Here is a 15,727-nt window from a genome sequence, read left to right as displayed (position 1 = left end):
GATGGCTCTCCTTTGCCCCCGATATAGGGTCTCGCGCTTGCCACGGGCAGGGGCCGTTTTGTTCGTGTGTGCGCGAGGGGCTGTGCAGGCGTGCGACAGGCTGGCGGCGTGTCGTGGGCGGTTCGGGCCGGGGCAATCGGCCCTGTGAAAGCCGCGCGGTGCCCATTGACGCAACCGCGCGCGCGCGCCAGAACAGAGGCCATGACCGAGGTGTTCAAGGGCAGTTTCACGCAGCAGGAGCCGATCCCCGAAGAGGGGATCGCGGCGGCTATGGAGGTGTTGCGCTCGGGGCGGCTGCATCGCTACAACCTTGGCCCCGGCGAGGCGGGCGAGGTGGCGCTTCTGGAGCGCGAATTCGCCGAGTATACCGGCGCGCGCCACGCGCTTGCCGTGACCTCGGGGGGCTATGCGCTGGCATGCGCGCTGCGCGCGCTCGGGGTGAGGCCGGGGGATCGGGTGCTGACCAATGCCTTTACCCTCGCGCCAGTGCCCGGTGCGATCGCGAGTGTCGGCGCGCAGCCGGTTTTCATCGGCGTGAACGAGGCGCTGACCATCGACCTCGACGATCTTGCCGCCAAGGCGGATCAGGCGCAGGTGCTGATGCTCAGCCACATGCGCGGGCATCTGGTAGATATGGATGCGCTGATGGCGATTTGCGATGCCGCCGGGGTGCAGGTGATCGAGGATTGCGCGCATACGATGGGGGCGGCGTGGCGCGGTATCCCCTCGGGGCGCTGGGGCAAGGTGGGGTGCTATTCCACCCAGACCTACAAGCACATGAATTCCGGCGAGGGCGGTTTTCTCGTCACCGATGACGACGCGGTGATGGCGCGCGCGGTGATCCTGTCGGGGTCTTACATGCTCTATGCGCGCCACGGCACCGTGCCCCCCGAAGAGGTGTTCGAGGCGGTGAAATACCACACGCCCAATGTCTCTGGCCGGATGGATCACCTGCGCGCGGCGATCCTGCGCCCGCAATTGCGCGTGCTCGATGCGCAATGCGAGAAATGGACCGCGCGGTATCGCGTGGTCGAGGAGGGCTTGCGCGGCACGCCGGGCCTGCGCCTTGTGGAGCGGGCAGAGGCGGGGCGGTTTGTCGGCTCGTCCATTCAGTTCCTGCTGCTCGACTGGGAGGGTGGGGCGGTCGAGGAGGTGCTCCGGCGCTGTGCCGCGCGCGGGGTGGAGCTCAAATGGTTCGGCGGGGCCGAGCCTGCGGGCTTTACCAGCCGCTACGATAGCTGGCGCTATGCCCCCGCCGCGCCGATGCCTGCCACCGACCGCATCCTGCGCGGGATCGTCGATATGCGCCTGCCGCTGACCTTCAGCCTTGAAGATTGCGCGCAGATCGCGCGCATTATCCGCGCCGAGGTGGGCGCGGTCTGGCAGGCGCGCGCGGCCTGAGGGGGATTAATCGGGGGCGCTGCCCCCGTCGCCGCAAGCGGCGACACCCCCGGAATATTTGAGGCAAGATGAAGCGAGCGGCAGGATTGACGGGCGGGGTGGTTTGCGGTTATAAAATGAACAAGTGTTCAATAAATGCCGGAGGCCGGGGATGTTCAATGCGGTGATGAGCTTTGATCTGGGTGAGGATGTGAATGCCCTGCGCGAGATGGTGCATCGCTGGTCGCAGGAGCGCGTCAAGCCGATGGCCGCGCAGGTGGACCGCGACAATGCCTTTCCCAATGCGCTCTGGGGCGAGATGGGCGATCTGGGTCTTCTGGGCATCACCGTGCCCGAGGAATATGGCGGGGCGGGGATGGGCTATCTCGCCCATGTCATCGCGGTGGAGGAGATCGCGCGCGCCTCGGCCTCTGTGTCGCTCAGCTATGGCGCGCATTCCAACCTCTGCGTCAACCAGATCAAGCTCAACGGCTCGCCCGAGCAGAAGGCGAAGTATCTGCCCGGACTGGTCAGCGGCGCGCATGTGGGCGCGCTGGCGATGTCCGAGGCGGGGGCGGGCAGCGATGTGGTGAGCATGACGCTGTGCGCCGAGCGGCGCAACGATCACTACCGGCTCAACGGCAACAAATACTGGATCACCAACGGGCCGGATGCCGATACGCTCGTGGTCTATGCCAAGACCGACCCCGAGGCCGGATCGAAGGGGATCACGGCGTTCTTGATTGAGAAGACGATGGCGGGGTTTTCCACCTCGCCGCATTTCGACAAGCTGGGGATGCGCGGCTCCAACACCGCCGAGCTGATTTTCGAGGATGTCGAGGTGCCCTTCGAGAATGTGCTGGGCGAGGAGGGGCGCGGGGTGCGCGTGCTCATGTCCGGCCTCGACTATGAGCGCGTCGTGCTGGCGGGCATCGGCACGGGGATCATGGCGGCCTGTCTCGATGAGGTCATGCCCTACCTCTCGGAGCGCAAGCAGTTTGGCCAGCCCATTGGCTCGTTCCAGCTCATGCAGGGCAAGATCGCCGATATGTATACCGCGATGAACTCGGCGCGCGCCTATGTCTACGAGGTGGCCCGCGCCTGTGATCGCGGTGACGTGACGCGGCAGGACGCCGCCGCCTGCTGTCTTTACGCAAGCGAGCAGGCGATGGTGCAGGCGCATCAGGCGGTGCAGGCGATGGGCGGCGCGGGGTTCCTCAACGATGCGCCGGTGGCGCGGCTTTTCCGCGATGCGAAGCTCATGGAGATCGGCGCGGGCACATCCGAGATTCGCCGGATGCTGATCGGGCGAGAGATGATGGGGGCGATGGCATGAAACTGGTATTGATACTCATGCTTCTGGCCTCGGGCGCGATGGCGCAGGAGCGGAGCGTTGACGGCGAGACTGTCGCGGCGTGTTTCGACAGCGGCAGGGCCGGTGCCACTGGCTTGCCTGCCTGTGTCGGCGAGGCGGCGGCGCGCTGTCAGACGCAGCCCGGCGGCGACACCACGCTGGGGATGGCCGAGTGCCTGACGGCCGAGGCGCAAGCCTGGCAGGGTTTGCTTGAGGAGAGCCTGACGGCCAAGGCGCAGGAGCTTGGCCAAATCAATCCCGAGCTTGAGGCGCAGTTGACCGAGGCACAAGCCGCATGGGAGGCCTATCGCGACGCGGAATGCGGGTTGCGCTACGCGGTCTGGATCGCGGGGTCAATCCGCACGATCATCGCCGCCGATTGCCACCTGCAAAAGACCGCCGCGCGGGCGCTTGAAGTGGCAACGCTGGGGGAGATGGAGTGACTGGCACCTGGCCGATGCTGACGCGCGCGCCTTACAAGGCGCTGTGCGACGGGTTTCGCTGGGATATCCCCGAGCGGCTCAACATGGCGATGCAGGTCTGCGACGAGTGGGCGGCGCGGGCGCCGGACCGGGTGGCGATCCGCGATCTGTCGGGTGAGGGCGCGCGCGAGGTGAGCTATGGCGCGCTGCGGGCGATGGCGGACCGGCTGGCGCTGGCCTTGGTGGCGCGGGGGGTGACGCGGGGCACCTGTGTGGGCGTGCTGCGGTCACAGGGCGCGTGGTGTGCGGCGGCGCATATCGCGATCTGGAAAATCGGTGCGATTTCAATCCCCTTGTTCAAACTCTTCAAGCATGATGCGTTGCAAAGCCGGGTGGGGGATGCGGGCGCGCGCGTGGTCGTGACCGATGCCGAAGGCGCGGCGATGCTGGAGGCGATGCCTGAGGTTGCGGCGCTGGTGCCCGAGGTGGCGGCGCTGCCCGAGGGGCGGTTCGAGACGGTGGAGACCGGCCCCGAAACCCCCGCCGTGCTGATCTATACCTCCGGCACCACCGGCAGCCCCAAGGGCGCGCTGCACGGCCACAGGATGCTGACCGGGCACCTGCCGGGGGTGGAGGTGAGCCATGATTTCCTGGGGCAGCCCGCTGATTGCCTCTGGACGCCCGCCGATTGGGCGTGGATTGGCGGGCTTTTCGATGTGCTGATGCCGGGGCTGGCCATCGGCGTGCCGGTTGTGGCCGCGCGGATGGCGAAATTCGGCGTCGATGAATGTTTGAAGATCGTCCGGGAAGCTTCTGTCAAAAATGTGTTTTTTCCGCCGACCGCGCTTCGGATGCTGAAAGCCGAGGGCGCGCGGATCGAGGGGCTTCGCAGCGTGGCGAGCGGCGGCGAGCCGCTGGGGGCGGAGATGCTCGATTGGGGGCGGCAGGCCTTTGGCCTCACGATCAACGAATTCTACGGGCAGACCGAGTGCAACATGGTGGCTTCGTCCTGCAGTGCGCTTTTTGACCCCCGCCCCGGCTGTCTGGGGCGCGCGGTGCCTGGGCATCGGGTGGCGGTGATCGGGGATGATGGTCGCGAGGTCTCAGGCGAGGGCGATATCGCGATTGCACGAGGTTCGGCCTCCATGATGCTGGAATATTGGGGAAAACCGCAAGAGACGGCGGATAAATTTCGCGGCGATTGGCTGCTGACCGGCGACCGGGGCGTGATCGAGCATGGCCATATCCGCTTTGTCGGGCGCGAGGATGACGTGATCACCTCTGCGGGCTATCGCATCGGCCCCGCCGAGATCGAGGATTGTCTGTTGCGCCATCCGGCGGTGGCCACCGTCGCCGTTGTGGGCAAGCCGGATGCGCTGCGCACCGAGATCGTCAAGGCCTATGTGGTGCCGAAACCGGGGGTGGTGGCCTCGGACACCTTGGCCACCGAATTGCAGGACCACGTCAAGGAACGGCTGGCAAGCTATTCCTATCCAAGGGAAATCGCGTTTCTGGACGCGCTGCCGATGACCGTCACCGGCAAGGTGATCCGCAAGGAATTGAAGGCCCGCGCGGCGGCGGAGGGGCAGGCATGATCCGCCTTTCTCATGAAAAAGGGGCTGGCGCGATGGCCAGCCCCTCGGATTCGATCCGATCTGGGAGAGGATCAGAATTTCATCACATAGGCGACGTTGAACACCCACGGGTCGATCTTGACCTCGCCGATATCCACGCCGCCGACCTCGACATCGGTCTCGATGTCGATATAGCGCACGTCGGCGCGCAGGGCGGCTTTCTCGCTGATCGCGTAGTCGACCCCGGCATGGAGCGCGAGGCCCCAGCTGTCGTCGAGATCAAGGCTAGGCGCGGCGGGACCGTCAAGCTCTTCGTCGAAGAAGTAGGTGTAGTTGATGCCTGCGCCGACAAATGGCGTAATCTTGCTTGCGTTGGTGAAGTGGTATTGCAGCGAGAGGGTCGGGGGCAGGTGTTTTGTCTCGCCGATTTGCGTGCTGCCAAGCTCAAGGTCGTGCTTGAACGGCCAAGAGGCCAGAAGCTCGATCCCGACGCGATCGGCGACGAAATATTCCAGTGTGATCGTCGGACTCAACGCCCCATCGGCGCTAATCTTACCACCGGGAAGGGCGGTGTTGCTACCGTCGTCGGGTTCGATCCAGCCCAAGCCGAGACCGAGGAGGAAATCGCCTTTTTCCTGGGCGAGCGCGGGTGCGGCTGTGCTGGCCATCAGGGCGGTAAGGGTGAGGGCGGTAATGTGTTTCATGGTCTTTCCACTCTTGTTTTCACGCCGCCCGGTATGGGGCGACTCGCGTCAAATCACTTTGATGTGAATCAAAATCGCCCGTGCCTGCCGCGCTGCGGCATTATTGCAACAGATCCCCTGCAACATGAGGAGCCGTCATGCGTCTGACATCATCGGCGCTGCCGACATCGGAAGCGTTTCGCGCCAACCGCGCCGCCCATCTCGAGGCGCTGCGCGAGGTCGAGGAGGCCGCGAGTGTCGCGGCCCAAGGCGGCGGGGAGACCGCCCGCGCGCGCCACATCTCGCGCGGCAAGATGCTGCCGCGCGACCGGGTGGCGGGGTTGCTCGATCCGGGCAGCCCGTTTCTGGAGGTGGGGGCCACGGCGGCGCATGGCCTCTATGGCGGGGCGGCACCCTGCGCGGGCGTGATCGCCGGTGTGGGCCGGGTGATGGGGCGCGACGTGATGGTGGTGTGCAACGACGCCACGGTGAAGGGCGGCACCTATTACCCGATGACCGTCAAGAAGCACCTGCGCGCGCAGGAAATCGCCGAGGAATGCCGTCTGCCCTGCATCTACCTGGTGGATTCGGGCGGCGCGAACCTGCCCAACCAGGACGAGGTGTTCCCCGACCGCGACCATTTCGGGCGCATCTTCTACAATCAGGCGCGGATGTCGGCCAAGGGCATCGCGCAGATCGCCGTGGTGATGGGAAGCTGCACCGCAGGCGGGGCCTATGTGCCCGCGATGTCGGATGTCACCATCATCGTGCGCGATCAGGGCACGATCTTTCTGGCCGGGCCGCCCTTGGTCAAGGCCGCGACGGGCGAGGTGGTCACGGCGGAGGAGCTGGGCGGCGGCGACGTGCATACGCGCCTCTCGGGCGTGGCGGATTACCTGGCCGAGGATGACGGGCACGCGCTGGCGCTGGCGCGTCGCGCGGTGGGGAATCTGGGCGCGGCCCCCCAGCCCATGCGCGATTGGCAAAGCCCGGAGGAACCCGCCTATGATCCCGAGGAAATCCTCGGCGTGGTGCCTGCTGATTTGCGCACGCCTTACGATATCCGCGAGGTGATCGCGCGGCTGGTGGATGGCAGTCGTTTCGACGAGTTCAAGGCGCGGTTCGGCGAGACGCTGGTTTGCGGGTTCGCCCATGTCATGGGCTGCCCGGTGGGGATCGTGGCCAATAATGGCGTGCTGTTCAGCGAGGCGGCGGCCAAGGGCGCGCATTTCATCGAGCTCTGTTCGCAGCGGCGTATTCCGCTGGTGTTCCTGCAGAATATCACCGGCTTCATGGTCGGGCGCAAATACGAGAACGAGGGCATCGCGCGGCACGGCGCCAAGATGGTGACGGCGGTGGCGACCACCTCCGTGCCCAAGATCACCATGCTGGTGGGCGGCTCTTTCGGCGCGGGCAATTACGGCATGGCGGGGCGGGCCTATTCGCCCCGCTTCCTCTGGACATGGCCCAATTCGCGCATCTCGGTGATGGGCGGGGCGCAGGCGGCAGGGGTGCTGGCCACGGTCAGGCGCGACGCGATGGAAAAGCGCGGCGAGACGTGGTCGGCAGACGACGAAGCGGCGTTCAAGCGGCCCACGGTGGAGATGTTCGAGCGGCAGTCGCATCCGCTATATGCCTCTGCACGGCTCTGGGATGATGGCTGTATCGACCCGCGCAAGAGCCGCGATGTGCTGGCGCTCAGCTTGCGCGCCGCGCTCAACGCGCCGGTGGCGGAGACGCGCTTTGGCGTCTTCCGGATGTGAGGGCGGCGATGATGGGATTTGGATATTTGAGGCAAGATGAAGCTGGGAGCACGGGCCATGTTTGAGCGAATCCTTGTGGCCAACCGGGGCGAGATTGCAGCCCGTGTGATGCGCACGGCGCGCGCGATGGGTGTCGAGGTGGTGGCGGTTTATTCCGACGCCGACCGGGGGGCGGCGCATGTGGCGCTGGCGGATGTGGCGGTGCATATCGGCGGCTCGGCCCCTGCCGACAGCTATTTGCGCGGCGACGCGATCATCGCGGCGGCGCTGGAGACGGGGGCGGAGGCCATTCATCCCGGCTATGGGTTCCTCAGCGAGAACCCCGATTTCGTTGAGGCGGTGGAGGCGGCGGGGCTGGTCTTCATCGGCCCCTCGGCGCAGGCGATCCGGGCGATGGGCCTCAAGGATGCCGCCAAGGCGCTGATGGAGACGGCGGGCGTGCCGGTGGTGCCGGGCTATCACGGCAGCAATCAAGACCCCGAGCATCTGTCGGGGGCGGCGGATGCCATCGGCTATCCGGTGCTGATCAAGGCCGTGGCAGGCGGCGGCGGCAAGGGGATGCGGCTCGTGGAGCGGGCGCAGGATTTCATGGATGCGCTGGAAAGTGCGCGGGGCGAGGCCAAGACGGCCTTTGGCAATTCGGATGTGCTGGTCGAGAAATACATCCTCAAGCCCCGGCATATCGAGGTTCAGGTGTTTGGTGACGGCACCAATGCGGTGCATCTTTTCGAGCGCGATTGCTCGCTGCAGCGCCGCCATCAGAAGGTGATCGAGGAGGCCCCCGCGCCCGGCATGACGCAAGAGATGCGCGCGGCGATGGGCGGGGCGGCGGTGCGCGCGGCGGAGGCGATCGGGTATAGCGGAGCGGGCACGGTGGAGTTCATCGTCGATGGCTCGGACGGGCTGCGCCCCGACGGGTTCTGGTTCATGGAGATGAACACGCGGTTGCAGGTCGAGCATCCGGTGACCGAGGCGATTACCGGCGTCGATCTGGTGGAATGGCAGTTGCGGGTGGCCGCCGGAGAGCGGTTGCCTGCGCGGCAGGAGGATTTGCGGATTAACGGCCACGCTTTCGAGGCGCGGCTTTATGCCGAGGATGTGCCCAAGGGTTTTTTGCCTGCGACGGGGCGGCTGTCGCATCTGGCCTTCCCTGAAGGGGCGCGCGCCGATAGCGGCGTGCGGGCGGGCGACGAGATCAGCCCGTTTTATGACCCGATGATTGCCAAGCTGGTGACGCATGGGCCGACGCGCGCGGTGGCGCTGCGGCGGCTGGCCACGGCGCTGGCACGCACGCAAGTGGCCGGGACGGTGACCAATCTCGGCTTTCTGGGGGCCCTGGCGCGGCACGCGGGGTTTGCGCGCGGGGATGTGGATACCGGGCTCATTGCGCGCGATATCGACGCGCTGGTGGTGGTGCCCGAGGCGGGGCCGCGCGAGGTGGCCTTGGCCGCGCTGGCGGGGCTGGGGCTGCTTGAGGGCGTGCCGCAGGAAGCGGGCTTTGTCCTGTGGCAGCCGCTGGAGCGCGAGGTGGTGCTGATCCATGCCGGTGAGGAGATCACGGTGCGGCTGCGCACGCTGTCGGCCAGCGCGCATGATCTGCGCGTGGGCGAGGCATGGGTCGCGGCGCGGCGTGTGGACGGGGGCTGGCGGCTCGACGGGCAGCCCGCGGCCCCGGTGGCGGTGGATGGGGCGCGGGTGACGGTGTTTGCGCACTATGGCCTTGCCTTCGATCTGGTCGATCCGCTGGCGCGCGATAGTGCGGCGGGCGGCGATGCCGCGTTGATCGAGGCACCGATGCCGGGGCTGGTGAAGGCGGTCTATGCCGAGGCCGGGCAGGCGGTGGCCAGGGGCGACCGGCTGGCGGTGCTGGAGGCGATGAAGATGGAGCACAGCCTGCTCGCGGCGCGCGACGGGGTGGTGGCCGAGGTGCTGGTAGCAGAGGGCGATCAGGTGAGCGCGGGCGCGGCGCTGATCCGGCTGGAGGTGGAGGCGTGATCCGGCTGCATCATGTGCCGCTGGCGCGGTCGCTGCGGGTGATGTGGCTGCTGGAAGAGCTGGGGCTGGAGTACGAGGTGGCGTATTACTCGATCCGCGACGGCTCGATGCGCGCGCCCGCGTTTCTGGCGCTGTCGCCTGCCGGTCGGGTGCCGGTGCTGGAGCATGAGGGCGCGGTCTGGGTCGAGAGCGGGGCCATCTTGCAGATGCTGTGCGAGACCTACCCGGAGGCGGGGCTGATGCCGCCGCCCGCGCATCCCGAGCGCGCGCGGTTTCTGGAGATGCTGAGCCTGTCGGAGACGGTGGGCTGTCTGCTGGAAAACCTCAACCTCAATCAGGTCTTCCTGCGCCCGCCTGCGCGGCCCTCGGCCACGGTGGTCAAGCTCTTGAACGCGCGGCTGCGTGCGGTGCTGGCGGCGATGGAGGCGCGGATGGCGGGCGATTACCTTTTGCCCACGGGGTTTTCGGCGGCGGATATCATGTTTGCCTACGGGTTCGAGCTGGCGCGCTATTACGTCGATCTGGACGCCTACCCCCGCCTTGTGGCCTATTGGGAGCGGCTGCGCGCGCGCCCCGCCTATGTCCGGGCCAAGGCGCGGGACGGGGAGCAGGATATCTATGCGCGGGACTTCTATCCCGTGCCGGAGGACTAGGAATGGCAGAGCGTGTCGAGATATTCGAGGTGGGCCCGCGCGACGGGCTTCAGAACGAGGCGGGGCGCATCGCCACGCGCGACAAGATCGCGCTGGTGGATGTCTTGAGCGAGGCGGGATTCGCGCGCATCGAGGTAGCGAGTTTCGTCAGCCCCAAATGGGTGCCGCAGATGGCCGATTCGGCCGAGGTGCTGCGCGGGATCACGCGCGCGCCGGGGGTGCGCTATGCGGCGCTCACGCCGAACATGCGCGGGCTGTCGGATGCGCTCGAGGCGGGGGCGGATGAGGTGGCGATATTCGGTTCGGCCTCGGAGGGGTTTTCCAAGGCCAATATCAACGCCACCATCGACGAGAGCCTTGCGCGCTTTGCGCCCGTCATGGAGACGGCGGGGGCCGAGGGGCTGCGCGTGCGCGGTTATGTCTCCTGCGTGGTCGAATGCCCCTATGATGGCGCCGTGGCCCCCGATCAGGTGGCGCGGGTGGCAGAAAACCTGTGGCAGATGGGCTGCTATGAGATCAGCCTTGGCGACACGATCGGGCAGGGCCGCCCCGAGGCGGTGGAGGCGATGCTGGCGGCGGTCTGCGACGTGGTGCCGGTCGAGCGGCTGGCGGGGCATTTTCATGACACGTCGGCGCGCGCGCTGGACAATATCGAGGTGGCGCTGGCGCGCGGGCTGCGGGTGTTCGACGCCGCCGTGGGCGGGCTTGGCGGCTGTCCCTATGCGCCGGGGGCGGCGGGGAACGTGGCCACGGAAAAGGTGCATGAGCGGCTGGTGGCGCTGGGCTATGAGACCGGGCTGGACCGGGATGTTCTGGAGCGCGCAGCCGCGATGGCGCGCGCGATGCGGGGATGAGCAGCGTCTACCGGATTGCCGAACGCGCGATGGGGATGAACGGCGCCACTTGGGCGCGCCATGCTAATCCATGGTCGGTCTACACCCGTTTCACGATGCTGCCGCTTCTTGCTCTCGCGATCTGGTCAAGGGTCTGGGTCGGGGGCTGGGCATGGGCGGGCTTGATCGCGGTGATGATCTGGGTTTGGGTCAACCCGCGCGCGTTTCCGCCGCCTGCGTCGCTGGACAACTGGGCCTCGCGCGGGGTGTTGGGGGAAAGGGTGTTTCTGAAGCGTCCCGGCGAGGTCGCCGCCCATCACCGGTATTGGGCAGCACTTTTGTCGGCGGCATCGCTGCCCGCAGCTCTGATCATGGCGGTTGGCCTGTGGCGGCTCGATGCGGTGTCGACGGCGTTTGGCACGATCCTGATGATGGTGCCGAAGATCTGGTTCATGGATCGCATGAACTGGGTCTACGCGGATTGGTTGCGGCAAACAGGCAAGGAGCTGGGCGATGTTTGAAACCATCAGACTCAAGACCGACGCGCGCGGGGTGGCGACCCTCACGCTGGCGCGAGAGGAAAAGCACAACGCCCTGTCGGCGCAGATGATCGCCGAGTTGCGCGGGGCAGCGCGCGTGCTGGGCGCGGATGAGGGTTGCCGCGTCGTGGTGCTGGCGGCGCGCGGCAAGACGTTCTGCGCGGGTGGCGATCTGGGCTGGATGCGCGAGCAGTTTGACGCCGATGCCGAGACGCGCAACCGCGAGGCGGCGAAGCTGGCGCATATGCTGCATGCGCTCAACACCCTGCCCAAGCCGCTGATTGGCCGGGTGCAGGGCAATGCCTTTGGCGGCGGTGTGGGGATGATGAGCGTCTGCGACGTGGTGATAGGTGCGGAGGGGGCGCAATTCGCGCTGACCGAGACGCGGCTGGGCCTTATCCCGGCGACCATCGGACCCTATGTGGCGGCGCGGATGGGCGAGGCCTGCGCGCGGCGCGTGTTCATGTCAGGCCGCCGGTTCGGGGCGCAAGAGGCGGTTTCGCTTGGACTTTTGGCGCGCGCGGTGCCCGAGGCGGCGCTTGACGAGGCCGTGGAGGCCGAGGTTGCGCCCTATCTCGACTGCGCGCCCGGCGCGGTGGCGGCGGCCAAGGCGTTGCTGCGCGGATTTGGGCCGCAGATCGACGGGGCCGTGATCGCAGGCACCATCGACGCGCTGGCCGCGACCTGGGCCGGCGATGAGGCGCGCGAGGGCATCGCCGCGTTTTTCGACCGTCGCAAGCCGGGCTGGCAGCAGGGGTGAGTCGGCCCGCCCTCGCGCGGTGCGGCGATGGGGTGGCCCGGTTTTCGGACCAATTGCGGCAGAAAGCCGCATACGATGGCATACAATGCCGAAGATTTCATCCATGCAGGCGGGCAAACCACCCCGGCCTCGGTTGACCGGGCACTGGGGCAGGTTTAAACCCGGTGCATATGCAGCCAACTTGATGCGCGCGGGGCCGCGCATGAAAGGAGCCACCCTGTGGAAGAGATGCTGAGGGAATATCTCCCGATCCTTGTCCTCATGGCCGTTGCCATCGGTCTGGGCCTTGTCCTCATCCTCGCCGCCGTCATCATCGCCGTGCGCGCGCCCGATCCCGAAAAGGTGAGCGCCTATGAATGCGGCTTCAACGCCTTTGACGATGCGCGGATGAAATTCGACGTGCGGTTCTACCTCGTGTCGATCCTGTTCATCATCTTTGACCTTGAGATTGCGATGCTATTTCCTTGGGCAGTCGCGTTTCAGGATATCAGCATGGCGGCCTTCTGGTCGATGATGGTGTTCCTCGGCGTTCTGACCGCAGGCTTTGCCTATGAATGGCGCAAGGGAGCGATGGAATGGCAATGACCACAGGGGCCTATACCGCGGGCCCGGACCGTGAAGTGGCAACGCAGGCGCTGAATTCCGAGTTGCAGGACAAGGGGTTCCTGGTCACCTCGACCGAGGATATCATCAACTGGGCGCGCACCGGCAGCCTGCACTGGATGACGTTCGGGCTTGCCTGCTGCGCGGTCGAGATGATGCACACCGCCATGCCGCGCTATGATGTGGAGCGCTTCGGCTTTGCCCCGCGCGCCAGCCCGCGCCAGTCCGACGTGATGATCGTGGCGGGCACGCTGACCAACAAGATGGCCCCGGCGCTGCGCAAGGTCTATGACCAGATGCCCGAGCCGCGCTACGTGATCTCGATGGGAAGCTGCGCCAATGGCGGCGGCTATTATCACTACAGCTACAGCGTCGTGCGCGGCTGCGACCGGATCGTGCCGGTGGATATCTACGTGCCGGGCTGCCCGCCCACGGCCGAGGCGCTGGTTTACGGGATCCTGCAATTGCAGCGCAAGATCCGCCGGACGGGGACCATTGTCAGATGAGCAATTCACTCAACGAACTGGGCGAGTATATCGAGGCCAAGCGCGCCGATTGCGTGCTGGGCTGGCAGGTCGCGCATGGCGAATTGACGGTCGATGTGGCCCCGTCGAACATTGCCGGGCTGGCGGAGTTTCTCAAGACCGATCAGAACTGCGCGTTTTCCACGCTGGTCGATATCACGGCGGTCGATTACCCCGAGCGGCCCAAGCGGTTCGACGTGGTCTATCACATGCTCAGCATGTATCAGAACCACCGCATCCGCCTACGCGTTGCCGCGCGCGAGGAGGACATGATCCGCTCGCTCACCGGCGTCTATCCGGCGGCGAACTGGTTCGAGCGCGAGGTGTTCGACATGTTCGGCATCCTCTTTACCGGCCATCCCGATCTGCGCCGCATCCTCACCGATTACGGCTTTCGCGGGCATCCACTGCGCAAGGATTTCCCGACCACGGGATATACGGAAGTGCGCTATGACGAGGTGCAAAAGCGCGTCGTCTACGAGCCGGTGAAGCTGGTGCAGGAATACCGGCAATTCGACTTCATGTCGCCTTGGGAGGGGGCCGATTACATCCTTCCCGGTGACGAGAAGGAGGAGGCGAAATGATGGGAGGCTATGGCATGGGCGGCGGCGGTTTTCTCATGATGCTGATCGTGGCGGCGCTTCTGGTGATCCCGTTCTGGCGGCTTCTACCTCAATTTGGCATCCCGAATTGGGTGGCGCTGGCGGCGATCATCCCGCTTGGGGCGCTGGTGCTGCTCTGGGTGATGGCGTTTCGCGACAAGCTTGATGGAGGCAGGTCATGATGGACGGCTCCAAATTCGACGACGCCCTGACCGGCGAGCAGAAGATCCGCAATTTCAACATCAACTTTGGCCCGCAACACCCTGCCGCGCATGGTGTTTTGCGGCTGGTGCTAGAGCTTGACGGCGAGTTGGTGGAGCGGTGCGACCCGCATATCGGCCTGCTTCACCGCGGCACCGAAAAGCTGATGGAAAGCCGCACCTACCTGCAAAACCTGCCTTATTTCGACCGGCTGGACTACGTCGCCCCGATGAACCAAGAGCACGCCTGGTGTCTGGCCATCGAACGGCTGACGGGCACGCCGGTGCCGCGCCGTGCGAGCCTCATCCGGGTGCTTTATTCCGAGATCGGGCGCATCCTCAACCACCTCCTGAACGTCACCACGCAGGCGATGGATGTGGGCGCGCTGACCCCGCCGCTCTGGGGCTTCGAGGAACGCGAAAAGCTGATGGTGTTCTACGAGCGGGCCTGTGGCGCGCGGCTGCATGCGGCCTACTTCCGGCCCGGCGGCGTGCATCAGGACCTGCCGACCGCGCTGATCGACGATATCGAGACATGGGCCAATGAATTCCCCCGCGTGCTCGACGATATCGACGGGCTTTTGACCGAGAACCGCGTGTTCAAGCAGCGCAACGTCGATATCGGCGTGGTCAGCCAGCAAGAGGCGCTTGACTGGGGGTTTAGCGGCGTGATGGTGCGCGGCTCTGGCATGGCGTGGGATCTGCGCCGCGCGCAGCCCTATGAATGCTATGACGAGTTCGATTTCCTTGTGCCGGTGGGCAAGAACGGCGATTGTTTCGATCGCTATCTGTGCCGCATGGAAGAGATGCGCCAGAGCCTGCGGATCATCCATCAGGCGATTGCCAAGCTGCGCGCGCCCGAGGGGCAGGGCGATATCCTGACGCGCGGCAAGGTGACCCCGCCCAAGCGCGGCGAGATGAAGACCTCGATGGAGGCGCTGATCCACCACTTCAAGCTCTATACCGAGGGCTTTCACGTCCCCGCCGGAGAGGTCTATGCCGCCGTTGAGGCGCCCAAGGGCGAGTTTGGCGTCTATCTCGTGGCCGATGGGACCAACCGGCCCTACCGCGCCAAGCTGCGCGCGCCGGGTTTCCTGCATTTGCAGGCGATGGACCATGTCGCCAAGGGCCACCAGCTTGCCGATGTGGCGGCGATCATCGGCACGATGGACGTGGTGTTCGGGGAGATCGACAGGTGATTGGCGCGGGGGGCCTCAGCTTTGGGCTTGCCGGGGCCGGGGGGCTGGTGCTTGGCGTGCTCGGGCTGATCTGCCTGCGCGATCCGGCGGCGGGGCTGCGGCTGGCCACCCACCGGACCGAGGCGCTGCCGACAGTGATGGGCAACCGCTACCTTGCGCTTGCAGGGCTGGTGGCGCTGGCGATGTTGCATGGTGATCTGTCGGTGTTGGCCGCGCTGTTCGCGGTGCTGGGGCTGATTGGCCTGCATGACGCGTCGATCTATGCGCGCGCGGGGCATGGCTGGTGGCGGCACGCGACATCGGGCTGTTTCTCGCTGGGCATTGCCGGGCTGGCATGGTTCGCCCATGCCGGAGGGGCCTGAGAATGCGGCAGGCGGCGATGACGATATACGCGCTTGGGGCGCTGGCGGCCTGTGCCGCGACACCGCCGGGCACCTCTGCCGAGGATGCCGCGCGTTTCGAGGCCGCCGCCAAGAGCCTCGGCTGCACCCTTCGCAGCGAGGGCGATTATCTGGCGATGGAGATGCAGACCGGGCTGGCGCGCCAGCAGCTTCTGGATTTCGCCGCCTTTCATTTGTCCACCGGGGGGGCCGAGAGGCAGCCCGACGGGGGCGTCAAACTGACCACAGGAGCCTGTGCCTGA

Annotated in this window: 18 protein-coding genes; 17 read left to right on the top strand and 1 reads right to left on the bottom strand. The window is 66.3% G+C overall.

The window, feature by feature from the left end; all coding sequences use genetic code 11:
- Positions 1-201 precede the first annotated feature (201 nt).
- The 4 genes from ABIE58_RS06960 to ABIE58_RS06945 all read left to right on the top strand — a co-directional run bounded on the left by ABIE58_RS06960 (position 202) and on the right by ABIE58_RS06945 (position 4,751).
- On the top strand, positions 202-1,401 hold the full coding sequence (locus ABIE58_RS06960) for a DegT/DnrJ/EryC1/StrS family aminotransferase (protein WP_354543978.1): 1,200 nt from the start codon (positions 202-204) through the stop codon (positions 1,399-1,401).
- 151 nt (positions 1,402-1,552) lie between these two features.
- On the top strand, positions 1,553-2,716 hold the full coding sequence (locus tag ABIE58_RS06955) for an isovaleryl-CoA dehydrogenase (protein WP_354543977.1): 1,164 nt from the start codon (positions 1,553-1,555) through the stop codon (positions 2,714-2,716).
- Positions 2,713-3,177 carry a lysozyme inhibitor LprI family protein gene (locus ABIE58_RS06950; RefSeq protein WP_354543976.1) on the top strand — a complete coding sequence of 155 codons (465 nt, stop codon included), beginning with the start codon at positions 2,713-2,715 and terminating at the stop codon, positions 3,175-3,177. The genes ABIE58_RS06955 and ABIE58_RS06950 overlap by 4 nt, the downstream gene beginning before the upstream one ends.
- Positions 3,178-3,191: 14 nt before the next feature.
- A complete protein-coding gene (locus tag ABIE58_RS06945) occupies positions 3,192-4,751 on the top strand; it encodes an AMP-binding protein (protein ID WP_354544016.1) in 1,560 nt (519 codons plus the stop codon).
- A gap of 71 nt (positions 4,752-4,822) precedes the next feature.
- Here the strand turns inward: ABIE58_RS06945 and ABIE58_RS06940 are convergent, their stop codons facing one another.
- Entirely contained in the window at positions 4,823-5,434 is a 612-nt protein-coding gene (locus ABIE58_RS06940; protein WP_354543975.1) for an OmpW/AlkL family protein, read from the bottom strand.
- A gap of 137 nt (positions 5,435-5,571) precedes the next feature.
- Between ABIE58_RS06940 and ABIE58_RS06935 the strand changes: the two genes are divergently transcribed.
- The 13 genes from ABIE58_RS06935 to ABIE58_RS06875 all read left to right on the top strand — a co-directional run bounded on the left by ABIE58_RS06935 (position 5,572) and on the right by ABIE58_RS06875 (position 15,727).
- Positions 5,572-7,176, top strand: coding sequence for a carboxyl transferase domain-containing protein (locus ABIE58_RS06935; RefSeq protein ID WP_354543974.1), 1,605 nt, complete (start codon positions 5,572-5,574; stop codon positions 7,174-7,176).
- Between the two features lie 57 nt (positions 7,177-7,233).
- Complete coding sequence (locus ABIE58_RS06930; protein ID WP_354543973.1) at positions 7,234-9,171, top strand: acetyl/propionyl/methylcrotonyl-CoA carboxylase subunit alpha; 1,938 nt, start codon at positions 7,234-7,236, stop codon at positions 9,169-9,171.
- On the top strand, positions 9,168-9,824 hold the full coding sequence (locus ABIE58_RS06925) for a glutathione S-transferase family protein (protein WP_354543972.1): 657 nt from the start codon (positions 9,168-9,170) through the stop codon (positions 9,822-9,824). The genes ABIE58_RS06930 and ABIE58_RS06925 overlap by 4 nt, the downstream gene beginning before the upstream one ends.
- A gap of 2 nt (positions 9,825-9,826) precedes the next feature.
- Positions 9,827-10,678 carry a hydroxymethylglutaryl-CoA lyase gene (locus ABIE58_RS06920; RefSeq protein WP_354543971.1) on the top strand — a complete coding sequence of 284 codons (852 nt, stop codon included), beginning with the start codon at positions 9,827-9,829 and terminating at the stop codon, positions 10,676-10,678.
- Positions 10,675-11,178, top strand: a complete 504-nt coding sequence (locus tag ABIE58_RS06915; RefSeq protein WP_354543970.1) for a DUF6653 family protein — start codon at positions 10,675-10,677, stop codon at positions 11,176-11,178. The genes ABIE58_RS06920 and ABIE58_RS06915 overlap by 4 nt, the downstream gene beginning before the upstream one ends.
- Positions 11,171-11,956 (top strand): crotonase/enoyl-CoA hydratase family protein, encoded by a 786-nt coding sequence (locus tag ABIE58_RS06910; protein ID WP_354543969.1) that lies wholly within the window; start codon positions 11,171-11,173, stop codon positions 11,954-11,956. The genes ABIE58_RS06915 and ABIE58_RS06910 overlap by 8 nt, the downstream gene beginning before the upstream one ends.
- A gap of 219 nt (positions 11,957-12,175) precedes the next feature.
- Positions 12,176-12,541: an NADH-quinone oxidoreductase subunit A gene (locus ABIE58_RS06905; RefSeq protein ID WP_354543968.1), complete on the top strand. Its 366-nt coding sequence runs from the start codon at positions 12,176-12,178 to the stop codon at positions 12,539-12,541.
- Positions 12,532-13,065 carry a NuoB/complex I 20 kDa subunit family protein gene (locus ABIE58_RS06900; protein ID WP_354543967.1) on the top strand — a complete coding sequence of 178 codons (534 nt, stop codon included), beginning with the start codon at positions 12,532-12,534 and terminating at the stop codon, positions 13,063-13,065. Before ABIE58_RS06905 ends, ABIE58_RS06900 begins: the two co-directional genes overlap by 10 nt.
- Positions 13,062-13,667 carry an NADH-quinone oxidoreductase subunit C gene (locus ABIE58_RS06895; RefSeq protein ID WP_354543966.1) on the top strand — a complete coding sequence of 202 codons (606 nt, stop codon included), beginning with the start codon at positions 13,062-13,064 and terminating at the stop codon, positions 13,665-13,667. The genes ABIE58_RS06900 and ABIE58_RS06895 overlap by 4 nt, the downstream gene beginning before the upstream one ends.
- Positions 13,664-13,867: a hypothetical protein gene (locus ABIE58_RS06890; RefSeq protein WP_354543965.1), complete on the top strand. Its 204-nt coding sequence runs from the start codon at positions 13,664-13,666 to the stop codon at positions 13,865-13,867. Before ABIE58_RS06895 ends, ABIE58_RS06890 begins: the two co-directional genes overlap by 4 nt.
- On the top strand, positions 13,867-15,084 hold the full coding sequence (locus ABIE58_RS06885; RefSeq protein ID WP_354544015.1) for an NADH-quinone oxidoreductase subunit D: 1,218 nt from the start codon (positions 13,867-13,869) through the stop codon (positions 15,082-15,084). The genes ABIE58_RS06890 and ABIE58_RS06885 overlap by 1 nt, the downstream gene beginning before the upstream one ends.
- Positions 15,081-15,446, top strand: a complete 366-nt coding sequence (locus ABIE58_RS06880) for a hypothetical protein (RefSeq protein WP_354543964.1) — start codon at positions 15,081-15,083, stop codon at positions 15,444-15,446. The genes ABIE58_RS06885 and ABIE58_RS06880 overlap by 4 nt, the downstream gene beginning before the upstream one ends.
- Before the next feature lie 2 nt (positions 15,447-15,448).
- Complete coding sequence (locus tag ABIE58_RS06875) at positions 15,449-15,727, top strand: hypothetical protein (RefSeq protein ID WP_354543963.1); 279 nt, start codon at positions 15,449-15,451, stop codon at positions 15,725-15,727.

It is taken from the genome of Roseovarius sp. MBR-78 (genome assembly GCF_040547535.1).
Lineage (GTDB): Bacteria > Pseudomonadota > Alphaproteobacteria > Rhodobacterales > Rhodobacteraceae > Roseovarius.
Note: the sequence above shows the minus strand (reverse complement) of the source record. Positions and strands in the feature narration are given on the sequence as shown.

What these genes read in the sequence shown, in the direction of transcription:
- ABIE58_RS06960 (WP_354543978.1), top strand. Translation starts at nt 202, where the DNA reads ATGACCGAGGTGTTCAAGGGCAGTTTCACGCAGCAGGAGCCGATCCCC.
- ABIE58_RS06955 (WP_354543977.1), top strand. Translation starts at nt 1,553, where the DNA reads ATGTTCAATGCGGTGATGAGCTTTGATCTGGGTGAGGATGTGAATGCC.
- ABIE58_RS06950 (WP_354543976.1), top strand. Translation starts at nt 2,713, where the DNA reads ATGAAACTGGTATTGATACTCATGCTTCTGGCCTCGGGCGCGATGGCG.
- ABIE58_RS06945 (WP_354544016.1), top strand. Translation starts at nt 3,192, where the DNA reads ATGCTGACGCGCGCGCCTTACAAGGCGCTGTGCGACGGGTTTCGCTGG.
- ABIE58_RS06940 (WP_354543975.1), bottom strand. Translation starts at nt 5,434, where the DNA reads ATGAAACACATTACCGCCCTCACCCTTACCGCCCTGATGGCCAGCACA.
- ABIE58_RS06935 (WP_354543974.1), top strand. Translation starts at nt 5,572, where the DNA reads ATGCGTCTGACATCATCGGCGCTGCCGACATCGGAAGCGTTTCGCGCC.
- ABIE58_RS06930 (WP_354543973.1), top strand. Translation starts at nt 7,234, where the DNA reads ATGTTTGAGCGAATCCTTGTGGCCAACCGGGGCGAGATTGCAGCCCGT.
- ABIE58_RS06920 (WP_354543971.1), top strand. Translation starts at nt 9,827, where the DNA reads ATGGCAGAGCGTGTCGAGATATTCGAGGTGGGCCCGCGCGACGGGCTT.
- ABIE58_RS06915 (WP_354543970.1), top strand. Translation starts at nt 10,675, where the DNA reads ATGAGCAGCGTCTACCGGATTGCCGAACGCGCGATGGGGATGAACGGC.
- ABIE58_RS06910 (WP_354543969.1), top strand. Translation starts at nt 11,171, where the DNA reads ATGTTTGAAACCATCAGACTCAAGACCGACGCGCGCGGGGTGGCGACC.
- ABIE58_RS06900 (WP_354543967.1), top strand. Translation starts at nt 12,532, where the DNA reads ATGGCAATGACCACAGGGGCCTATACCGCGGGCCCGGACCGTGAAGTG.
- ABIE58_RS06895 (WP_354543966.1), top strand. Translation starts at nt 13,062, where the DNA reads ATGAGCAATTCACTCAACGAACTGGGCGAGTATATCGAGGCCAAGCGC.
- ABIE58_RS06890 (WP_354543965.1), top strand. Translation starts at nt 13,664, where the DNA reads ATGATGGGAGGCTATGGCATGGGCGGCGGCGGTTTTCTCATGATGCTG.
- ABIE58_RS06885 (WP_354544015.1), top strand. Translation starts at nt 13,867, where the DNA reads ATGGACGGCTCCAAATTCGACGACGCCCTGACCGGCGAGCAGAAGATC.
- ABIE58_RS06875 (WP_354543963.1), top strand. Translation starts at nt 15,449, where the DNA reads ATGCGGCAGGCGGCGATGACGATATACGCGCTTGGGGCGCTGGCGGCC.